This window comes from Microbacterium sp. PAMC22086 (assembly GCF_019443525.1).
Classification (GTDB): Bacteria; Actinomycetota; Actinomycetes; order Actinomycetales; family Microbacteriaceae; genus Microbacterium; species Microbacterium maritypicum.
This window is the reverse complement of record NZ_CP080380.1, coordinates 353,471-369,251: the sequence shown is the minus strand read 5'-3', so window position 1 is coordinate 369,251 and position 15,781 is coordinate 353,471. Positions and strand designations below refer to the sequence as shown.

12 protein-coding genes and 1 pseudogene are annotated in these 15,781 nt (G+C 69.1%); 9 read left to right on the top strand and 4 right to left on the bottom strand.

Going from position 1 to position 15,781, the window contains the following annotated elements; all coding sequences use genetic code 11:
- Positions 1 to 840 (top strand): nitroreductase family protein, encoded by an 840-nt coding sequence (locus KY497_RS01725; RefSeq protein WP_219869673.1) that lies wholly within the window; start codon positions 1 to 3, stop codon positions 838 to 840.
- Here the strand turns inward: KY497_RS01725 and KY497_RS01720 are convergent.
- Positions 809 to 2,335: an FAD-dependent oxidoreductase gene (locus KY497_RS01720; RefSeq protein ID WP_219869672.1), complete on the bottom strand. Its 1,527-nt coding sequence runs from the start codon at positions 2,333 to 2,335 to the stop codon at positions 809 to 811. The genes KY497_RS01725 and KY497_RS01720 overlap by 32 nt on opposite strands.
- 87 nt (positions 2,336 to 2,422) lie before the next feature.
- On the opposite strand from KY497_RS01720, the gene KY497_RS01715 reads away from it, so the two are divergent.
- From KY497_RS01715 to KY497_RS01695, 5 genes and pseudogenes are all read left to right on the top strand, one after another.
- Entirely contained in the window at positions 2,423 to 2,797 is a 375-nt protein-coding gene (locus tag KY497_RS01715) for a CrcB family protein (RefSeq protein ID WP_258185807.1), read from the top strand.
- Positions 2,794 to 3,153 (top strand): CrcB family protein, encoded by a 360-nt coding sequence (locus KY497_RS01710; protein WP_055876617.1) that lies wholly within the window; start codon positions 2,794 to 2,796, stop codon positions 3,151 to 3,153. Before KY497_RS01715 ends, KY497_RS01710 begins: the two co-directional genes overlap by 4 nt.
- Before the next feature lie 11 nt (positions 3,154 to 3,164).
- Positions 3,165 to 3,989, top strand: a pseudogene (locus KY497_RS01705) (Gfo/Idh/MocA family protein); the annotation flags it as partial.
- Positions 3,990 to 4,129: 140 nt separating this feature from the next.
- Positions 4,130 to 4,717: a TetR/AcrR family transcriptional regulator gene (locus tag KY497_RS01700; protein ID WP_219869671.1), complete on the top strand. Its 588-nt coding sequence runs from the start codon at positions 4,130 to 4,132 to the stop codon at positions 4,715 to 4,717.
- Between the two features lie 16 nt (positions 4,718 to 4,733).
- On the top strand, positions 4,734 to 7,946 hold the full coding sequence (locus KY497_RS01695) for an efflux RND transporter permease subunit (RefSeq protein WP_219869670.1): 3,213 nt from the start codon (positions 4,734 to 4,736) through the stop codon (positions 7,944 to 7,946).
- Between the two features lie 144 nt (positions 7,947 to 8,090).
- Here the strand turns inward: KY497_RS01695 and KY497_RS01690 are convergent, their stop codons facing one another.
- Positions 8,091 to 8,987, bottom strand: coding sequence for an aldose 1-epimerase family protein (locus KY497_RS01690; RefSeq protein ID WP_218683057.1), 897 nt, complete (start codon positions 8,985 to 8,987; stop codon positions 8,091 to 8,093).
- Positions 8,988 to 9,268: 281 nt separating this feature from the next.
- Here KY497_RS01690 and KY497_RS01685 point away from each other — a divergent pair, with 281 nt between their 5' ends.
- A complete protein-coding gene (locus KY497_RS01685; protein ID WP_141386529.1) occupies positions 9,269 to 11,545 on the top strand; it encodes a DEAD/DEAH box helicase in 2,277 nt (758 codons plus the stop codon).
- 60 nt (positions 11,546 to 11,605) lie between these two features.
- On the opposite strand, the gene KY497_RS01680 is transcribed toward KY497_RS01685, so the two are convergent.
- A complete protein-coding gene (locus KY497_RS01680) occupies positions 11,606 to 12,145 on the bottom strand; it encodes a YaeQ family protein (protein WP_141386530.1) in 540 nt (179 codons plus the stop codon).
- 46 nt (positions 12,146 to 12,191) lie between these two features.
- Entirely contained in the window at positions 12,192 to 13,283 is a 1,092-nt protein-coding gene (locus tag KY497_RS01675) for an Rv2578c family radical SAM protein (RefSeq protein ID WP_219869669.1), read from the bottom strand.
- A 74-nt stretch (positions 13,284 to 13,357) separates the two neighbouring features.
- Between KY497_RS01675 and KY497_RS01670 the strand changes: the two genes are divergently transcribed.
- Together KY497_RS01670 and KY497_RS01665 are read left to right on the top strand one after the other, a co-directional pair.
- The gene (locus KY497_RS01670; protein ID WP_141386531.1) at positions 13,358 to 14,287 is read left to right on the top strand and encodes a M15 family metallopeptidase; all 930 of its coding nucleotides are present in this window, start codon (positions 13,358 to 13,360) and stop codon (positions 14,285 to 14,287) included.
- A 152-nt stretch (positions 14,288 to 14,439) separates the two neighbouring features.
- On the top strand, positions 14,440 to 15,603 hold the full coding sequence (locus tag KY497_RS01665; protein WP_219869668.1) for an acyl-CoA dehydrogenase family protein: 1,164 nt from the start codon (positions 14,440 to 14,442) through the stop codon (positions 15,601 to 15,603).
- Positions 15,604 to 15,781 lie beyond the last annotated feature (178 nt).

Here is a 15,781-nt window from a genome sequence, read left to right as displayed (position 1 = left end):
ATGGAACTGCTCGATGCCATCCGACGCCGCAAGACCACGAACGGCGCTTTCCTCCCCGACCCCGTCTCCGAGGATCACCAGCGCATCCTCCTGGAGGCCGCAGGGCGTGCCCCCTCGCAGCTGAACAGTCAGCCCTGGCGGTTCGTCGTGATCGAGAGTCGCGACACGATCGAGCAGATCGCCCGCATCTCGGGGGAGAGCATGACCGAGGCGATGTCGAACGGTACGTTCTTCGAGCGCTACAAGCCCTACTTCCGCTTCAGCCAGGCCGAGATGGAGGAGAAGCGCAGCGGCATGCTGTTCGACAAGCTGCCCGCCGCTCTTCGGCCGTTCACGAGTCAGGTGTTCACCAAGCGCGGGCAGACGCTGATGAACACCTTCGGGGTGCCGAAGACCCTCGGCGCCGAGAACCGGAAGCTCGTCGCGGGATCACCGCTGCTGCTGGGCGTGATGCTCGACCGCAGCGAGTACCGGCCGGGACAGCTCTCCTCGTTCTACTCGTTGTTCAGCATGGGCGCGGCGATGGAGAACGTTTGGCTCACCACGGTCGAGCTCGGCATGGGCATCCAGTTCATCTCGTTCCCGATGGAGGTTCCGGGGCGCTGGGAGGAGATCGTGCAGCTGCTGCGGGTGCCGGACGACCTCGAGCTCATGGCCGTCTATCGGCTGGGCTACCTGCCGCCGGAGCAGCGTCGACCCGCCATCGACTGGTCGAGCAGTCAGCGCAAGCTCGTGTCGCAGTACGTGTTCCGAGAGAACGGCGACACGCCGCAGCAGGGGTGGGACGGTGCCCCTCCCGCCGGCGACATCACTCCGGGTCCGTCGGCGACAGCGGGGTGAGGTCCCGCAGCGCCGGACCCTCCAGACGCGTGCCGTCCGGAGCGAAGCGGGAGGCGTGCAGCGGGCAGTCCCAGGAGCACTCCGCGTCGTTCCAGGCGAGCACCCCGCCCAGGTGCGGGCACACGCCGCTCACGGCGCGGGTCACACCGTCCACGGTGGAGACCGCGACCGGGCGCCCGGCCCGATTCGCCACCACACCCTCGCCCTCGGCGGGCTGGGGGACGGGGGTGCGGCGACTTTCGGCATCCGCCCAACCGGAGACGAGTGCCGTGGCGACCTTGCCGCCCTCCACGGCCCCACGACGGATGTCGGCGGGGACCGTCAGGCGCGTGCCGATCGTCGTGATCCAGCTCGGGCGGTCGCGTCGGGGCGTGCCGAGGATCTCGGAGGTCAGTCGTTGCGCGGCGGCGGGAGCGTTCGAGAGCCCCCACTTGGCGTAGCCCGTCGCGAAGCGGATGCGACCGAGGCCGCGGGGCATAGCCCCCACGAACGGGATGAGGTCGTGCGACTCGTAGTCCTGCGCCGACCACCGATGGGTCTCCTCGGCGCCGGGGAAGTGCAGCTGCGTCCAGGCGATGAGATCCTCCACCGCTGCCGCCTCGCCATCCGAGCGTCCGACCGGGTTGCCGTTGCCGCCCACGACGAGCCGCGCGTCGCCGCCGGGGCCGTCCGCTGCGGTGACCGGGCGGATGGAGCGCGTCGGTCCGTCGACGGAGAGGAACATCCCCTCGGGGAGGTCGTCCGGCACCCGGAAGGACACGCAGTAGGACCGGAGCCCCCGCGTCTTGGCGAAGTACAGCCCGCGATCGGTGATCGGGGTGCCTGTCGCGAGCACGATGTGGTCGGCGAAGAGCGGGCCCTGCGTGGTGTCGACACGTCCGGTCAGCGCTCTGGTCCTCGTCGCTCTGACGCCGGTGTGGAGCGTGCCGCCCGCGGTGAGCAGCTCCTGGGCGAGGGCCACCGACACGGCCACGGGGTCGATCGCGACCTGATCGTCGAGCGCCACGGCGCCGGCCACGGGGAACGGCGTCGCGGGGAGCGAGGCGGGCGGCAGCAGCCTCGCCGGCACGCCCGCCTCGCGTGCGGCGGAATGCTGCTCGTCGACGGTGTCCTTCCCGGCGGGACCCTGGGCGTACGAGTGATCGGTGTGGCGCGTGAAGGGGACTCCCGCGAGTTCCGCGAACGCGAGCAGCCACTCCATCCCCGAGCGGTTGGCGTCGACGTACGCGCGGACGAGCGCTGCCGGGTGGTGCCGTCGGATGGTCGCGAGCTGTGCGCCCTGCAAGAGGGAGAGCTTTCCCGTATTCGCGCCCGTCGCGAGCTGGGCGATGCCGCCCGCGTCGATCACCGCGACATCGAGGCCGGCCCTGGTGAGCATCACCGCCGTCGAGAGGCCGGTGATCCCGGCGCCCACGATCACGACGTCGTGCAGGGCTCCGGGCTCGAAGGGCGATCCGGCGGGCAGTGTCCGGTCGAGCTTCCACAGGGGATTCATGTCGTCAGTCAACGCTGTTCGCGATCCGGTATCCACCGCCTTGACATCCGAACGGCGCACTGCCAGTCGGGGACTACAGTGGCGGACGTGAACTTCCGCCGCATCCTCCTCGTCGCCTCCGGCGGCACGATGGGTACGGCGGCGCGGCTCGGCCTGGGGCTCGTGCTCCCGGACACCGGGGGATTCCCCGTCGCGGTGCTCATCGCGAACGTGGTCGGGGCGCTGCTGATCGGCGTGCTGGCCGCGCGTCTTCCGGCATCGGCCGACCTGCGGCTGATGCTCGGAACCGGCGTGCTCGGAGGCTTCACGACGTACAGCGCCTTCATGACGGGCACGCTCGACCTGTGGACGAGCGCGCCGATCCTCGCCATCGTCTACGCCGTGGGCACCCTCGTGCTCGGTCTCGGTGCGGCGGCACTGGGGCTGCATCTCGGTCGCCCCCGCACCGGGAGGACATCGTGAGTCCGCTGCTGTTCCTCGGTGCCGCGCTCGCCGGAGGGATCGGCGCGGTGCTGCGCTATCTCGTCGACCTCGGGGTCGCTCGTCTGGCCGGACGCCGCTTCCCCTGGGGCATCCTGCTGGTGAACATCTCGGGATCGTTCGCGCTCGGTCTCGTGACCGCCGCGCTGCCGGATGCCGCCTTCCTCCTCGGGGCGGGGCTGCTCGGCGGCTACACGACGTTCAGCACGGCGATGCTCGACACGGTCGCTCTGTGGCGTGACGGCGAACGCCGGGCATCCGCGTTCAATGCGATCGGGATGCTGCTGCTCGGCGTGCTCGCGGCCGGCCTCGGCCTGGCTCTCGGCTCCCTCTTCTGATCCGGGGGTGCGGTCACAACATGCGGCACATGCCCGTGATCACGCTCATGCGCGGGCTGATCCAGAGCGGCCGCATCGGCCAGGTCAAGGCCGTGTGGGTGCGGCACTTCGTCGGCCACGGCGGCGACTTCTACTTCAAGGACTGGCACGCCGACCGCCGCCGCACCACCGGACTGCTGTTGCAGAAGGGTGCGCACGACATCGACATCATCCACTGGCTCGCCGGCGCCTACAGCGAGCGGGTCTCCGCGATGGGGGCGCTGAGCGTCTACGGTGACATCACCGACCGCCGCGACAGGGCGGGGGAGCGGATGCCGGACTGGTTCAGCATGGACAACTGGCCGCCCACCGCGCTCACGGGACTCCACCCCGTGGTCGACGTCGAAGACATCTCGATGGTGAACATGCAGCTGGAGGGCGGCATCTTCGCGTCGTACCAGCAGTGCCACTTCACCCCCGACTACTGGCGCAACTACACCGTGATCGGCACCGAGGGGCGCATCGAGAACTTCGGCGATGTGGCCGGCAGCGAGGTCAAGCTGTGGAATCGGCGGCATGCCGGCGCGGCCGACGCCGACGAGACCTTCATCGTCCCCGAGGTGCCGGATGCGGGTCACGACGGCGCCGACGCGCTGCTCGTCGCCGAGTTCCTGCGGTTCGTCCGCCACGGCGGTCTGACCGAGACCTCTCCCGTCGCCGCGCGCGAGGCAGTGGCCGCGGGCATCCTCGCCACCGCGTCGTTGCGAGGTGACAGCTCGGCGATCGAGATCCCGCCGCTGGATCCCGAGCTCGTCGCCTACTTCGAGCGGGGCCAGGTCGAGGCCGCTCTGGTCTGAGGCAACTGTCTTCGAATCGCGCGACCGGCTGCACCAGCGGCCCGGATGGAACCCATCGCGCGATTCGGAGGGACCGCTCCCAGCATCCTCACAATCCTAAAATGTACAAACGTACATGTACGGATGTCCAAGGGGGCAGGATGAAGCATGGTGCGCGTCGTCGACGTGACCCTGAAGCGCGCCGTCTCGAGATCGTCACCGCTGCCGCAGAGCTCATCGTCGAGGTGGGCGCAGAGGCCGTAACGCACCGCATGGTCGCCGCGCGCGCCGGGGTGCCCCTCGGGGCGACGACCCAGTACTTCGACACCCTCGACGACCTCAGGGCCGCAGCCTTCCGTGCGCTCGCCGAAGAGGTCGACGCGCGTCTCGACGGTGTCCGGCAGACCCTCGCCGAGCGCGGCGACAGCCCCGAGGTGATCGCCACTCTCGTGTTCGAGAGCATGGACGACCACCACGCCGTCCAGGCCGACCGCGCCGTGGTCACGGCAGCCGTGCACGACCCTCGCCTTCGTGAACTCGCGCGACACCTGTCGAACCGCCTCGTCGAACTGCTCGCGCCGACCTACGGTGAAGAACGCGCCAGAGCGGCGATGATCTTCATCGACGGCGTCATGTGGAGCATGCAGATCCGTGACGATCGCCTCGCCCAGTCCTTCATCGAATCCGCACTGGCGCGGATCCTCGGAGACGCCGTCTCCACCCCTTCCGCAGCGACAGCCACCCCCTGACACCGAGGAAACCGCCTTGTCGAAACTCGCCATCCTGAGCCTGAAGAACCGCGCGCTCATCGCCCTCATCACCATCGTCGCGGCGGTGTTCGGCGGTCTCGCGCTCACGAACCTCAAGCAGGAGCTCATCCCCTCGCTCGAGCTGCCGGCGCTCGTGGTCATGACGACCTACACCGGCGCATCGCCCGAGGTGGTGGAGAACGACGTGTCCACGCCGGTCGAAGCGGCGATCCAGGGCGTGCCCGGTCTGGAATCGACCACGGCGACCAGCACCACCAACGCGTCGATCGTGCAGGCGATGTTCGCCTACGGCACGAACCTCGCCACGGCCGAGCAGAAGATCCAGCAGGCGATCAACCGCATCTCCTCGCAGCTGCCGGAGGATGTGAGCCCCCAGGTGCTCTCGGTCTCGATCGACGACTTCCCGGTGATCCAGGTCGCCGTCACGGGTTTCGAGGATGCCGAGAACGCCCAGGCCGAGCTCGAGTCCGTCGCGATCCCCGAACTCGAAGACGTCGACGGCGTCAACGCCGCAGAGATCGTCGGCGGGGTCGGGCAGCGCATCAGCATCACCCCCGACGTCGCGCAGCTCGCCGCCGTCGGCACGAGCACCACGGCGATCAGCGATGCCCTGAAGCAGAACGGCACGCTCTTCCCCGGCGGTGACATCACCGAGAACGGGCAGACGCTCACCGTCCAGACCGGGGCGAAGATCACCTCGGTCGAGGAGATCGCCGCGCTTCCGCTGGTCGGCACCGATGCCACCATCGGCGATGTGGCGTCGGTCGTGCAGGAGTCCGACCCCGTCACCTCCATCTCGCGCGTGGACGGCAAGGACGCGCTCTCGATCTCGATCACCAAACTCCCCGCGGCGAACACGGTCGAGGTGTCCAACGGCGTGATCGCCGCGCTCGACACGATCGGCGAGGCCTTCCCCGACGCCCAGTTCACGGTGATCTTCGACCAGGCGCCGTTCATCGTGCAGTCGATCGAGACGCTCGCCACCGAGGGTCTTCTCGGCCTGGTCTTCGCTGTGCTCGTGATCCTCGTGTTCCTGCTGTCGGTCCGGTCGACGCTCGTCACGGCGATCTCGATCCCGACCAGCGTGCTCATCACGTTCATCGGGTTGCAGGCGTTCGGCTACTCGCTGAACGTGCTCACGCTCGGCGCGCTCACGATCGCGATCGGTCGAGTGGTCGACGACTCCATCGTCGTGATCGAGAACATCAAACGCCACTACGTCGGCGATGCCGACAAGGGCGATGCGATCCGTCTCGCGGTGCGTGAGGTCGCCATGGCGATCACCGCATCTACCATCACGACGGTCGCGGTGTTCCTGCCGATCGTCTTCGTCGGCGACATGGTCGGCGAGCTGTTCCGTCCGTTCGCGATGACCGTGACGATCGCGATGGTCGCGTCGCTCCTGGTCGCACTCACGATCGTGCCGGTCCTCGCATACTGGTTCCTCAAGCCCGGCAAGCCGCTGCTCGACGAGCACGGCGACGCGATCGACCCCGAGCACCCCGACGCCCCGCCGACCTGGCTGCAGCGGCAGTACCGCCCGATCCTGGGTTGGACGCTGAAGCACTCCGGCATCACCGTGATCCTCGCGGTCGTCGTGCTCGGCGCCACCCTGGCCGCTGCGCCGCTGATGAAGGTCAACTTCCTCGGCGACTCCGGTCAGAACACCATGACCATCACGCAGGACCTCGGCCCGTCGGCGAGCCTGCAGGCGAAGTCGGATGCCGCGGTCGCGGTCGAGGATGCCCTCCTCGACATCGACGGCATCGAGCATGTGCAGGCCTCGATCGGCACCAGCGGCTCGGCGCTCAGCGATGCCTTCTCCGGCGGTGCGGGCGTCACCTACTCGGTGCTGACCGACTCGGATGCCGACCAGGAGAAGCTCCGCGCCGACGTGCAGGATGCGATCGACGGACTCGGCGACGACGTGGGCGACGTGGCCGTCTCGGCATCGGCCGGCTTCGGATCGAACGATATCGAGATCACGGTCAGCGCCTCGAACTCCGACGACCTCCAGACCGCGACGACCACGCTGGTCGAAGAGCTCGACGGGCGCGACGGCGTCGGCCAGGTGAGCGACAACCTCGCCGCGTCGCTGCCGTACATCGCCGTCGTGGTCAACCGGGAGGCTGCCGCACAGCGCGGACTCTCCGAGGTCGCCGTCGGAGGCATTGTGTCGGGCACCATGCGCCCGCAGCAGGCGGGATCCGTCGAGATCGACGACACCGCCCTCACGGTCTACATCGTCACCCCGAACCCGCCGACCACGGTCGAGGCGCTCAGGACGCTCGCGATCCCGACCCCCGCCGGCATCGTGCAGCTGCAGGACATCGCCACCGTCGAGCAGCAGAACGGACCCACCTCGATCACCACCGAGCAGGGCCGTCGGACGGCGACGATCACCGTGCCTCCGGCATCCGACAACCTCGCCACCGCCACGCAGTCGGTGAACGAGGCGCTCGCGGCAGTCGACCTGCCCGACGGAGCCTCCGCCGAGGTCGGCGGTGTCGCCTCGCAGCAGGCCGACTCGTTCTCGCAGCTGGGCCTCGCCATGCTCGCGGCGATCCTGATCGTCTACGTGGTCATGGTCGCGACGTTCAAGTCGTTGCGTCAGCCGCTGCTGCTGCTCGTGTCGGTGCCGTTCGCGGCGACGGGTGCGATCCTGCTGCAGATCCTCACGGGCGTGCCGCTCGGCGTCGCGTCGCTGATCGGGGTGCTGATGCTCATCGGCATCGTGGTGACGAACGCGATCGTGCTCGTCGACCTCGTGAACCAGTATCGAGAGAAGGGTCTGTCGACCATCGAGGCGGTCAAGGCCGGAGGCGAGAAGCGTCTGCGGCCGATCCTGATGACCGCGCTCGCGACGATCCTCGCCCTGACCCCGATGGCTCTGGGCATCACCGGGCACGGCGGGTTCATCTCGCAGCCGCTCGCGATCGTCGTGATCGGCGGTCTGATCTCGTCGACCGTGCTGACGCTGATCGTGCTGCCGACGCTCTACAACCTCGTCGAGGGCGCCAAGGAGCGGCGTGCGGCTCGCAAGGCCGGTGGAGCGGGTGCCGGCGGGACCCCGACGCCGGATGCTCCGGTCGGGCCTGATGCGTCCGGTGCCGCTGCGGCGTCGGGGCAGCCGGTGCTGATCGACGCCTCCGGCCTGCCGCACGCATCGCAGCTCACCCGCCGCGAACTGCGCGAGCGCGGGGAGTAGCCGCGCTCGGGTGGTGATCACCTCCGCAGAAAGGCCCCGGATCCGCATCCAGATGCGTGATTCGGGGCCTTTCCACGTGATCGTCGAGGAGGTGCTCACTGCTGCGGCCCCGCAACGAGCCGCCCACAGCGCAAGCGGCCGGGCTCAGGACAGCGTGATGCCCCAGTGCAGGGTCCAGGTCTCGTCGGGGGAGAGGCGACGGATGCCGAGGCCGCTGTTGAACGCATCGGCGGGCGCGGTCATCGGCTCGATCGCGACCGCGAGGCTCTGCCCGGGATAGGCGGGCGTCGTGTACACCTGCACGTAGTCGAAGCCCTCGCCCTGCCAGAGCGTGACGCGACGACCGTCCGGCGCGGTGAGCGAGTGGCGCACGCGCCCGTCGGGGTCGCGTGCGAGATCGGTGAATCCGGTGTCGAGGGTGACATCCCCCAGGCGCACACCTTCGCGCAGCTCAGGTCCGACCGGTCGGGTGCCGGTGGGGAGCATCCGCTCGTCGGTCTCGAACGCCGCCTCCGCGGGCACCCGCAGCACGAGGTCGTGCGGATCGACGTCGCCGATCGTCACGAACGGATGCGTGCCGAGGGCGACCGGCGCCGGCGTGCTCGAGCGGTTGGTGAGCGTGTGCGTCACCTCGATGCCGTCGGTGGTGAGGGCGTACGTCGCGGTCGTCTCGATCAGGTACGGGTACCCGGTCTGGGGGACGATGTTCGCCCGCAGCACGGCTTCGCTGTCGGTGTGCGCCACCTCGTAGGCCGTGAATCGCAGCAGGCCGTGGCTCGCGTTGCGCAGCTTCGGCTCCGTGATCGCGAGCCTTCGCGTGGTGCCCTCGTCGTCCCACTCCCCGTCTCGCACCCGGTTCGGCCAGGGGGTGAGGACCACGCCGGAGCAGGCCGGGGTGGGCAGGTCGTACGGGTACGGCGGCACGAGGTCGACACCGCCGATGCGCAGCGAACGCAGGGATGCGCCGACCTGAGCGATCTGCGCGTCCACCTCGCCGAGTCGGAGGGTGATCTGGGCGCCGGTGGGGGAAGCGGTACTCACCTCGTCATCGTACGGCCACCATCGGGTCGGCAGTCTCTCAGGCGCGTCGGCTACACTTGACCGGTCGGCTTCGGACACCCGCGCGTTGGCGCGGACGTTTTATGTGTGTGAAGTGTGAGTCCAGGGGCCGATGGTGAGCGTCGCTCGACGCTAATCAACCATCACATGAATGGCCCCGGCCGCTGACAGTCCGGAACCCCGCTGGTCGAGTTCGACCAGGCGCAGGGTGCTCGCGCGTGCGCGCGGCGCTGTTCTCGTGCGAGAACACAGAAAGACACGCAATGCCGAAGAACAAGAAGCCCCGCGGCGGACGCCCGTCCGCGAACTTCGAGCCGCGCTACGGCGCGAAGAAGACCTCCTTCCACGATCGTCACAACGGCGGCCCCGCCCGTGACGGTGCGCGCGATGAGCGCGGTGGACGAGCGGATGCCGGCGATCGCCGCACCGCTCCTGCCGCAGGCGGTTACGACCGTCGCCCCGGCAGCCGCAGCGCCGGCCACCGCGGCTACCGTCCGGCCGAAGCCGAGTCGGGTGCGCCCAAGCAGCGCTGGGGTGCGTCTGAGCGCGCCGGCCGCGACGAGGCCCGCGGCATCCGCAACCGCGCGGAGTCCGGGCGTCGTGAGGCCCCGCACCACCGCAACGACGAGCGCTCCGAGCGCCCCCGCTTCAACGACCGGCCCACCGCCGGCGGACGCTTCGCCGACCGCCCGCGTCGGGACGATCGCGGCGGACAGCGTCCGACCGGACCCGGCACCTACCGCGACGAGCGTGGCGGCGACCGCCCCCGGTTCGACCGCGATGACCGCGCGCGTCGTGACGACCGCGGTGCCGGCACCCAGCGTCAGGGCTTCCGCGACAACGACCACCGCGATGGTGGGCGTCCGGGTCGCGACGATCGACGTGGCGCCGAGCGTCCCCGGTTCGCCAACGACCGTGGTGGAGATCGCCCCCGGTTCGACAACGACCGCGGTGCCGATCGTTCGCGGTTCGACCGCGACGAGCGTCCGCGTCGCGACGACCGTGCCGGCGACCGGACCCGGTCGAACGACCGTGGCGCCGCGCGCCCTGAGCGCTCTTTCGACGCCGACCGCGCACGCCGTGCCTTCGACCGCGACCGCACGCAGCGTTCGTACGAGGGTGGCCGCGACGAGCGTTCGCGTCCGTCGACCGGCGGCGCCTACCGCACCGAGCGCCCGCGCCCGCTGACCTCCGACACCCGGGGGCGTCCGGCGCGCAACGAGCGTCCGAGCCGCAACGACTGGAACGCCACCAGCCGTCCGGCCTCGACCGGAGCGAAGTTCGCACCGGGCGACGACGTCGTGCACGAGCGCCTCGAGGCGAAGTCCGTCGCGGCCGTCGAGGTCGATGGTGTGACCTTCGGCGACCTCGGACTCGGATCGAACATCGTCGAGACCCTCGTCGGTATGGGTGCGGCCACGCCGTTCCCGATCCAGGCCGCCAGCATCCCGGCCGTGCTCGCAGGGCGTGACGTCCTCGCCCGCGGCCGCACCGGCTCCGGCAAGACCATCGCCTTCGGTGCTCCGCTCGTCGAGCGCGTGCTGCAGTCGCAGGCCGGCAAGCGCCGTGAGTTCGGACGGTCGCCGCGTGCGATCATCCTCGCTCCGACGCGCGAGCTCGCGCTGCAGATCGACCGCACGATCCAGCCGATCGCTCGCAGTGTCGGCCTGTTCACCACGCAGATCTACGGTGGTGTGCCGCAGGGCCGCCAGGTGGGTGCGCTCAAGAAGGGCGTCGACATCGTGATCGGCACCCCCGGTCGTGTCGAGGACCTCATCAACCAGGGCAAGCTCGACCTCTCGGACTGCCGCATCGCGGTGCTCGACGAGGCCGACCACATGTGCGAGCTCGGGTTCGTCGAGCCGGTGCAGCGCATTCTGCGTCACACCGCCGACGGCAGCCAGAAGCTGCTGTTCTCGGCCACGCTCGACCGTGAGGTCGCGGCTCTCGTCGACGAGTTCCTCGTCGACCCGGCCGTGTACGAGGTCGCGGGAGAGGACCAGGACTCCAGCACGATCGAGCACCGCGTGCTCGTGATCGAGCACCGAGACAAGGCCGACATCCTCACCTCACTCGTCGACCGCGATGGCAAGACGCTGGTCTTCGCCCGCACCCGTGCCTATGCAGACATGCTCGCCGAGCAGTTCGACGACGCCGGCATCCCGGCCGTCTCGCTGCACGGCGACCTGAACCAGGCCAAGCGCACGCGCAACCTGGAGCGTCTGACGTCCGGACGCGTGAACGTGCTCGTCGCCACCGATGTCGCCGCCCGCGGCATCCACGTCGACGACATCGACCTGGTCGTCCAGGCCGATGCGCCGGACGAGTATAAGACGTACCTGCACCGCTCGGGTCGCACCGGTCGCGCGGGTCGTTCGGGCCGTGTCGTCACGCTGATCACGCGTCAGCGCCAGCGTCGCATGACCGAGCTGCTCGACCGCGCCGAGATCGACGCGCCGTTCGAGAACGCCCGTCTCGACGACGACGTGATCGAGGAGATCGCCGGTCGCGTGCCGACCGCGGCTGACCTGACCGCCTGAGTCACCTCTCCGAAGGCCCTGTCCCGCCTCCGCGGGGCGGGGCCTTTCGCGTGTGCGGGGTCAGGAGAGCTCGTGCACGTGCACGGCGGAGGTGAGGTTCGTGCCGTTGAGGTCGAGGTAGATCACGCTCTCGGTCACGGTGAGGGTCATGGTGTTGCGGCGCTCGATGAGGGCGGCCGCGCTGTCGATGAAGCCGGGGTCGAAGCTGTAGACGCGGATGTCCTCGCGGCGGTGGATGCGCTTGTCCGTCCACGGTGCCATCACCTTGGCGGGGTCGCGGTGGGTGTAGACCACGGTGCGCTCGGCGAGCCTGCTGCCGTAGTGCAGGCGTTCGGCGTCGGGCGCACCGATCTCGACCCAGGCGGTGATGAGGCCGGTGAGATCGCGCACGAGCACAGCCGGTTCCTCGGTCGAGGAGATGCTGCCGCCGAAGGCGATGCCCTCGGCGAACTCGAGCCCGTAGGCCAGCACGCGCGTGAGCATGTAGGCATCGGTCTCGGACGGATGCCGCGCCACGCGCAGCGAGTAGTCCTCGTAGACGCCGCGATCGGTGTCAGCGAGCTGCACCTCGAATGTGTGGACTGTGGAACCGATCGCCATGATCCCCGAGCCTACGCGGCTGCGGGATGCGCGCTTGACCGTCGGGTCAGAAGAGCATCGGCTGCGCGGGTGACGCCTCGGATCGTGCGCTGGGCGTGAAGCGCACGGTCGCGGCGGTCGACACCGTCGTCTGCACGTGGCCCTGCCCCGGGCGGAACCCGCGGCGGGAGTAATCGTCTTCGTGGCGGCCGTCGAGGCCGTGCATGCGGATCAGCGGACGGGTGCGCTTGGCGAGCCACTGTCGGTACCCCTTCGGGGCCTCGGCCGACGCTCCCGGGTACAGCCCGCGGTAAGACGACACCAGTTCGGGCCGCGCCTCGCCGAGCCACTCGAAGAACCACGGCTTCACTCCCGGACGAAGGTGCAGCGCTCCGTAGATGACGGCGCGCGCCCCGGCCTCCTTGATGCGCACGAGGGCACTGTCGATCGCGGCGAGCGAGTCGGTCATGTGCGGCATGATCGGCATGAGGAACACGGTCACCGGGAACCCGGCATCCGCCAGCGCCCGCACGGTGTCGAGTCGCGCCTGAGTCGTCGGAGCCCCGGGCTCGATCGCCTTCTGCAGGTCGTCGTCGTACATCGCGATCGACATCTGCACATCGATCGGCACCCGCTTCGCGGCCTTCACGAGCAGCGGGATGTCCCGGCGGATCAGCGTCCCCTTCGTGAGGATCGAGATCGGGGTGCCGGACGCGGCGAGGGTCTCGATGATGCCGGGCATGAGCTTGTACCTGCCCTCGGCCCGCTGGTACGGGTCGGTGTTGGTGCCGAGGGCGACGGTCTCGTGCTCCCAGCTGCCGCGTCGCAGCTCCTTCTCGAGCACCTCCACCACGTTGACCTTGACGACGATCTGCGAGTCGAAGTCGGCCCCGCCGTCGAGGTCGAGGTACTCGTGGGTTCCGCGGGCGAAGCAATACACGCAGGCATGCGAACACCCCCGATAGGGGTTGATCGTCCAGGCGAAGGGCATGCGCGAGGCGCCGGGCACATGATTCAGCGCCGACTTCGACAGCACCTCGTGGAACGTCATCCCGGCGAACTCGGGAGTCGTGACGGAGCGCAGGACGCTCGATCGGTCTTCGAGGCCGGGCAGCGCCGCTGCATCCGTCTCTCCGAGCTTCTGTCCCTGCCACCTCATTCGACAATTCGAACAGAAAGACGATGTTAACGCAAGCGACTCTGCAACCTATCTTCGAATGAGAGGATGGATCAATGCCCTTCCTGCCGCACCCTCAGCATGCGGCACCGCGGTCCCCGATCCGCGGACCTGCATTGCCGATCGGTGTCGCCGTGACCGCGATCGGGGTCCTGTTGTCGATCGGTTCCGGTCCGGTGCCGTCCTCCGGCGCCGACTCGATGCCGGTGCCGGTCGCGATCATGCAGGTCCCGCCGGTCAAGGTCGCCGCGACCACGGCGGCCGACCCCTGCGCAGACTCCTCGGTGCAGCAGGCGATCGCGAACGGCGATGACGCGGCGACGATCGCGGCGTTCGGGGGTGGCGCGGCCTTCCGCGAGGCCGTCGTCGCGGGCAACGCTCCCTGCATCTCGCTCAGTGATCCGGCGCGGCTGTGGGTCGTGGTGAACAAGTCGTCGCCGCTGAACCCGCCCGAGTACGAGCCGACGGACCTCGCCTCGGTGCCGCTGCAGATGACGACGCCGTCCGGGCGCGTGCGCACCGACGTGGCCGCTGCCGTCGGCGAGATGGCGGATGCGGCGGTCGCTGCCGGTGTCGGGCGGATCGGCGCGAACAACGGATACCGCTCGTACGGTCTGCAGGTGACGACCTACGGCTCGCACGTGCGATCGCAGGGCCAGGCCGAGGCGGATGCCGGCTCGGCGCGTCCGGGCCACAGTGAGCACCAGACGGGTCTCGCGCTCGACGTGGTCGCGTGCGGGACGGGCTGCGGCGGACTCGACGGCTTCGGTGCCACGGCGCAGAGCGACTGGGTCGCGGCGCACGCCTGGGAGTACGGATTCATCGTGCGCTACGAGCAGGTCGGCACCCCGGTCACGGGGTATGCGCCGGAGCCGTGGCACCTCCGCTATGTCGGCGTCGACCTCGCCGCCGCCTATCACGAGGGTGGATTCCACACGCTCGAGGAGTTCTTCGCGCTGCCGGCCGCCCCCGACTACGCGCACTGAATCGGCGCGGAACGCCACGGTTGCGGCATCCGACAACCGCGGTACCCAGTGTCACGTTTTATGGGATGCATTCTCACAACGTCCTGTCCTGGACCGGTTGTGCGACGTAGAATCGCCGGAGCAACGATGCATGAGACGTTCAGGAGGACGGCATGGAACGCGACATCTACGACGAGGATCACGAGGCATTCCGGGACCTGGTCAAGGACTTCGTCAAGCGCCACGTGACCAACGAGGCGATCGAGCGGTGGGACGCCGCGGGGGAGATCGACCGGGCGACGATGCTGGCCGCCGGAGACGCGGGTCTGATCGGCCTGTCGGTCCCGGAGGAGTTCGGTGGCGCCGGCATGCTGCAGGACTACCGCTTCCGCACGATCGTGATGGAGGAGGTCATCGCCTCCGGCGCGGGTTCGCTGGCCGGTGCCTTCGGCATCCAGGACGACCTGGCCGTGCCCTACCTCGTGCACATGGGAACGCAGGAGCAGAAGGAGAAGTGGCTTCCCCGCATGGCCACGGGCGAGGTGCTCGGCGCGCTCGCCATGACCGACCCGGGTGCGGGTTCGGATCTGCGTGGCATCAAGACCAACGCCAAGAAGGTCGACGGCGGCTACATCCTCAACGGTGCGAAGACGTTCATCTCCTCCGGTACGACGGCCGACGTCGTCGTGACCTTCGTCAAGACCGGTGAGGGCAACCGTCCCGACGCCTTCAGCCTGCTGCTCGTGGAGAAGGGGATGGAGGGCTTCGACCAGGGCAAGAAGCTCAGCAAGATGGGCTTCCACGGCTGGGACACAGCCGAGCTCAGCTTCACCGACGTGTTCGTCCCCGACGAGAACCTCATCAGCGGCAAGGAGGGTCAGGGCTTCATCCAGCTGATGCTGAACCTGCCGCTCGAGCGTCTCTCGATCGGTGTCGCCGCAGCCGCAGCCGCGCAGGCCGCCCTCGACTGGACCGTCGCCTACACGAAGGACCGCGAGGCGTTCGGCGAGCGCATCGCCGACTTCCAGAACACCCGCTTCCGGCTCGCCGACATGGCCGCGACCACGGACGCGATGTGGGCGTACATCGACCGCGCGTTGCTCGCCTACAAGAACAGCACGCTCACCGCCGAGGATGCCGCGAAGGTCAAGTTCTGGGCTACCGAGCGCGAGTGGGAGGTGCTCGACACGGGCGTGCAGCTGCACGGCGGTTACGGCTACATCATGGAGTACCCGATCGCCCGCGCCTTCACCGATGCTCGCGTGCACCGCATCTACGGCGGCACGAACGAGATCATGCGCGATCTCGTCGGCCGTCAGATCGTCGGCAAGCGCTGACGTCACCTACGCAGAAGAGGCCCCGGATGCGACATCCGGGGCCTCTTCCTGTCCCTGCTGTATCGCCGGACCTCGGTGCCACCAGGCATTCGGAGCGACGCACTCCTGGCGGCTGACTCGGTTCTCGGTCTTCACGACATGCTGGTCGTACCGGCATTCAATAGAACATAACTTCGAA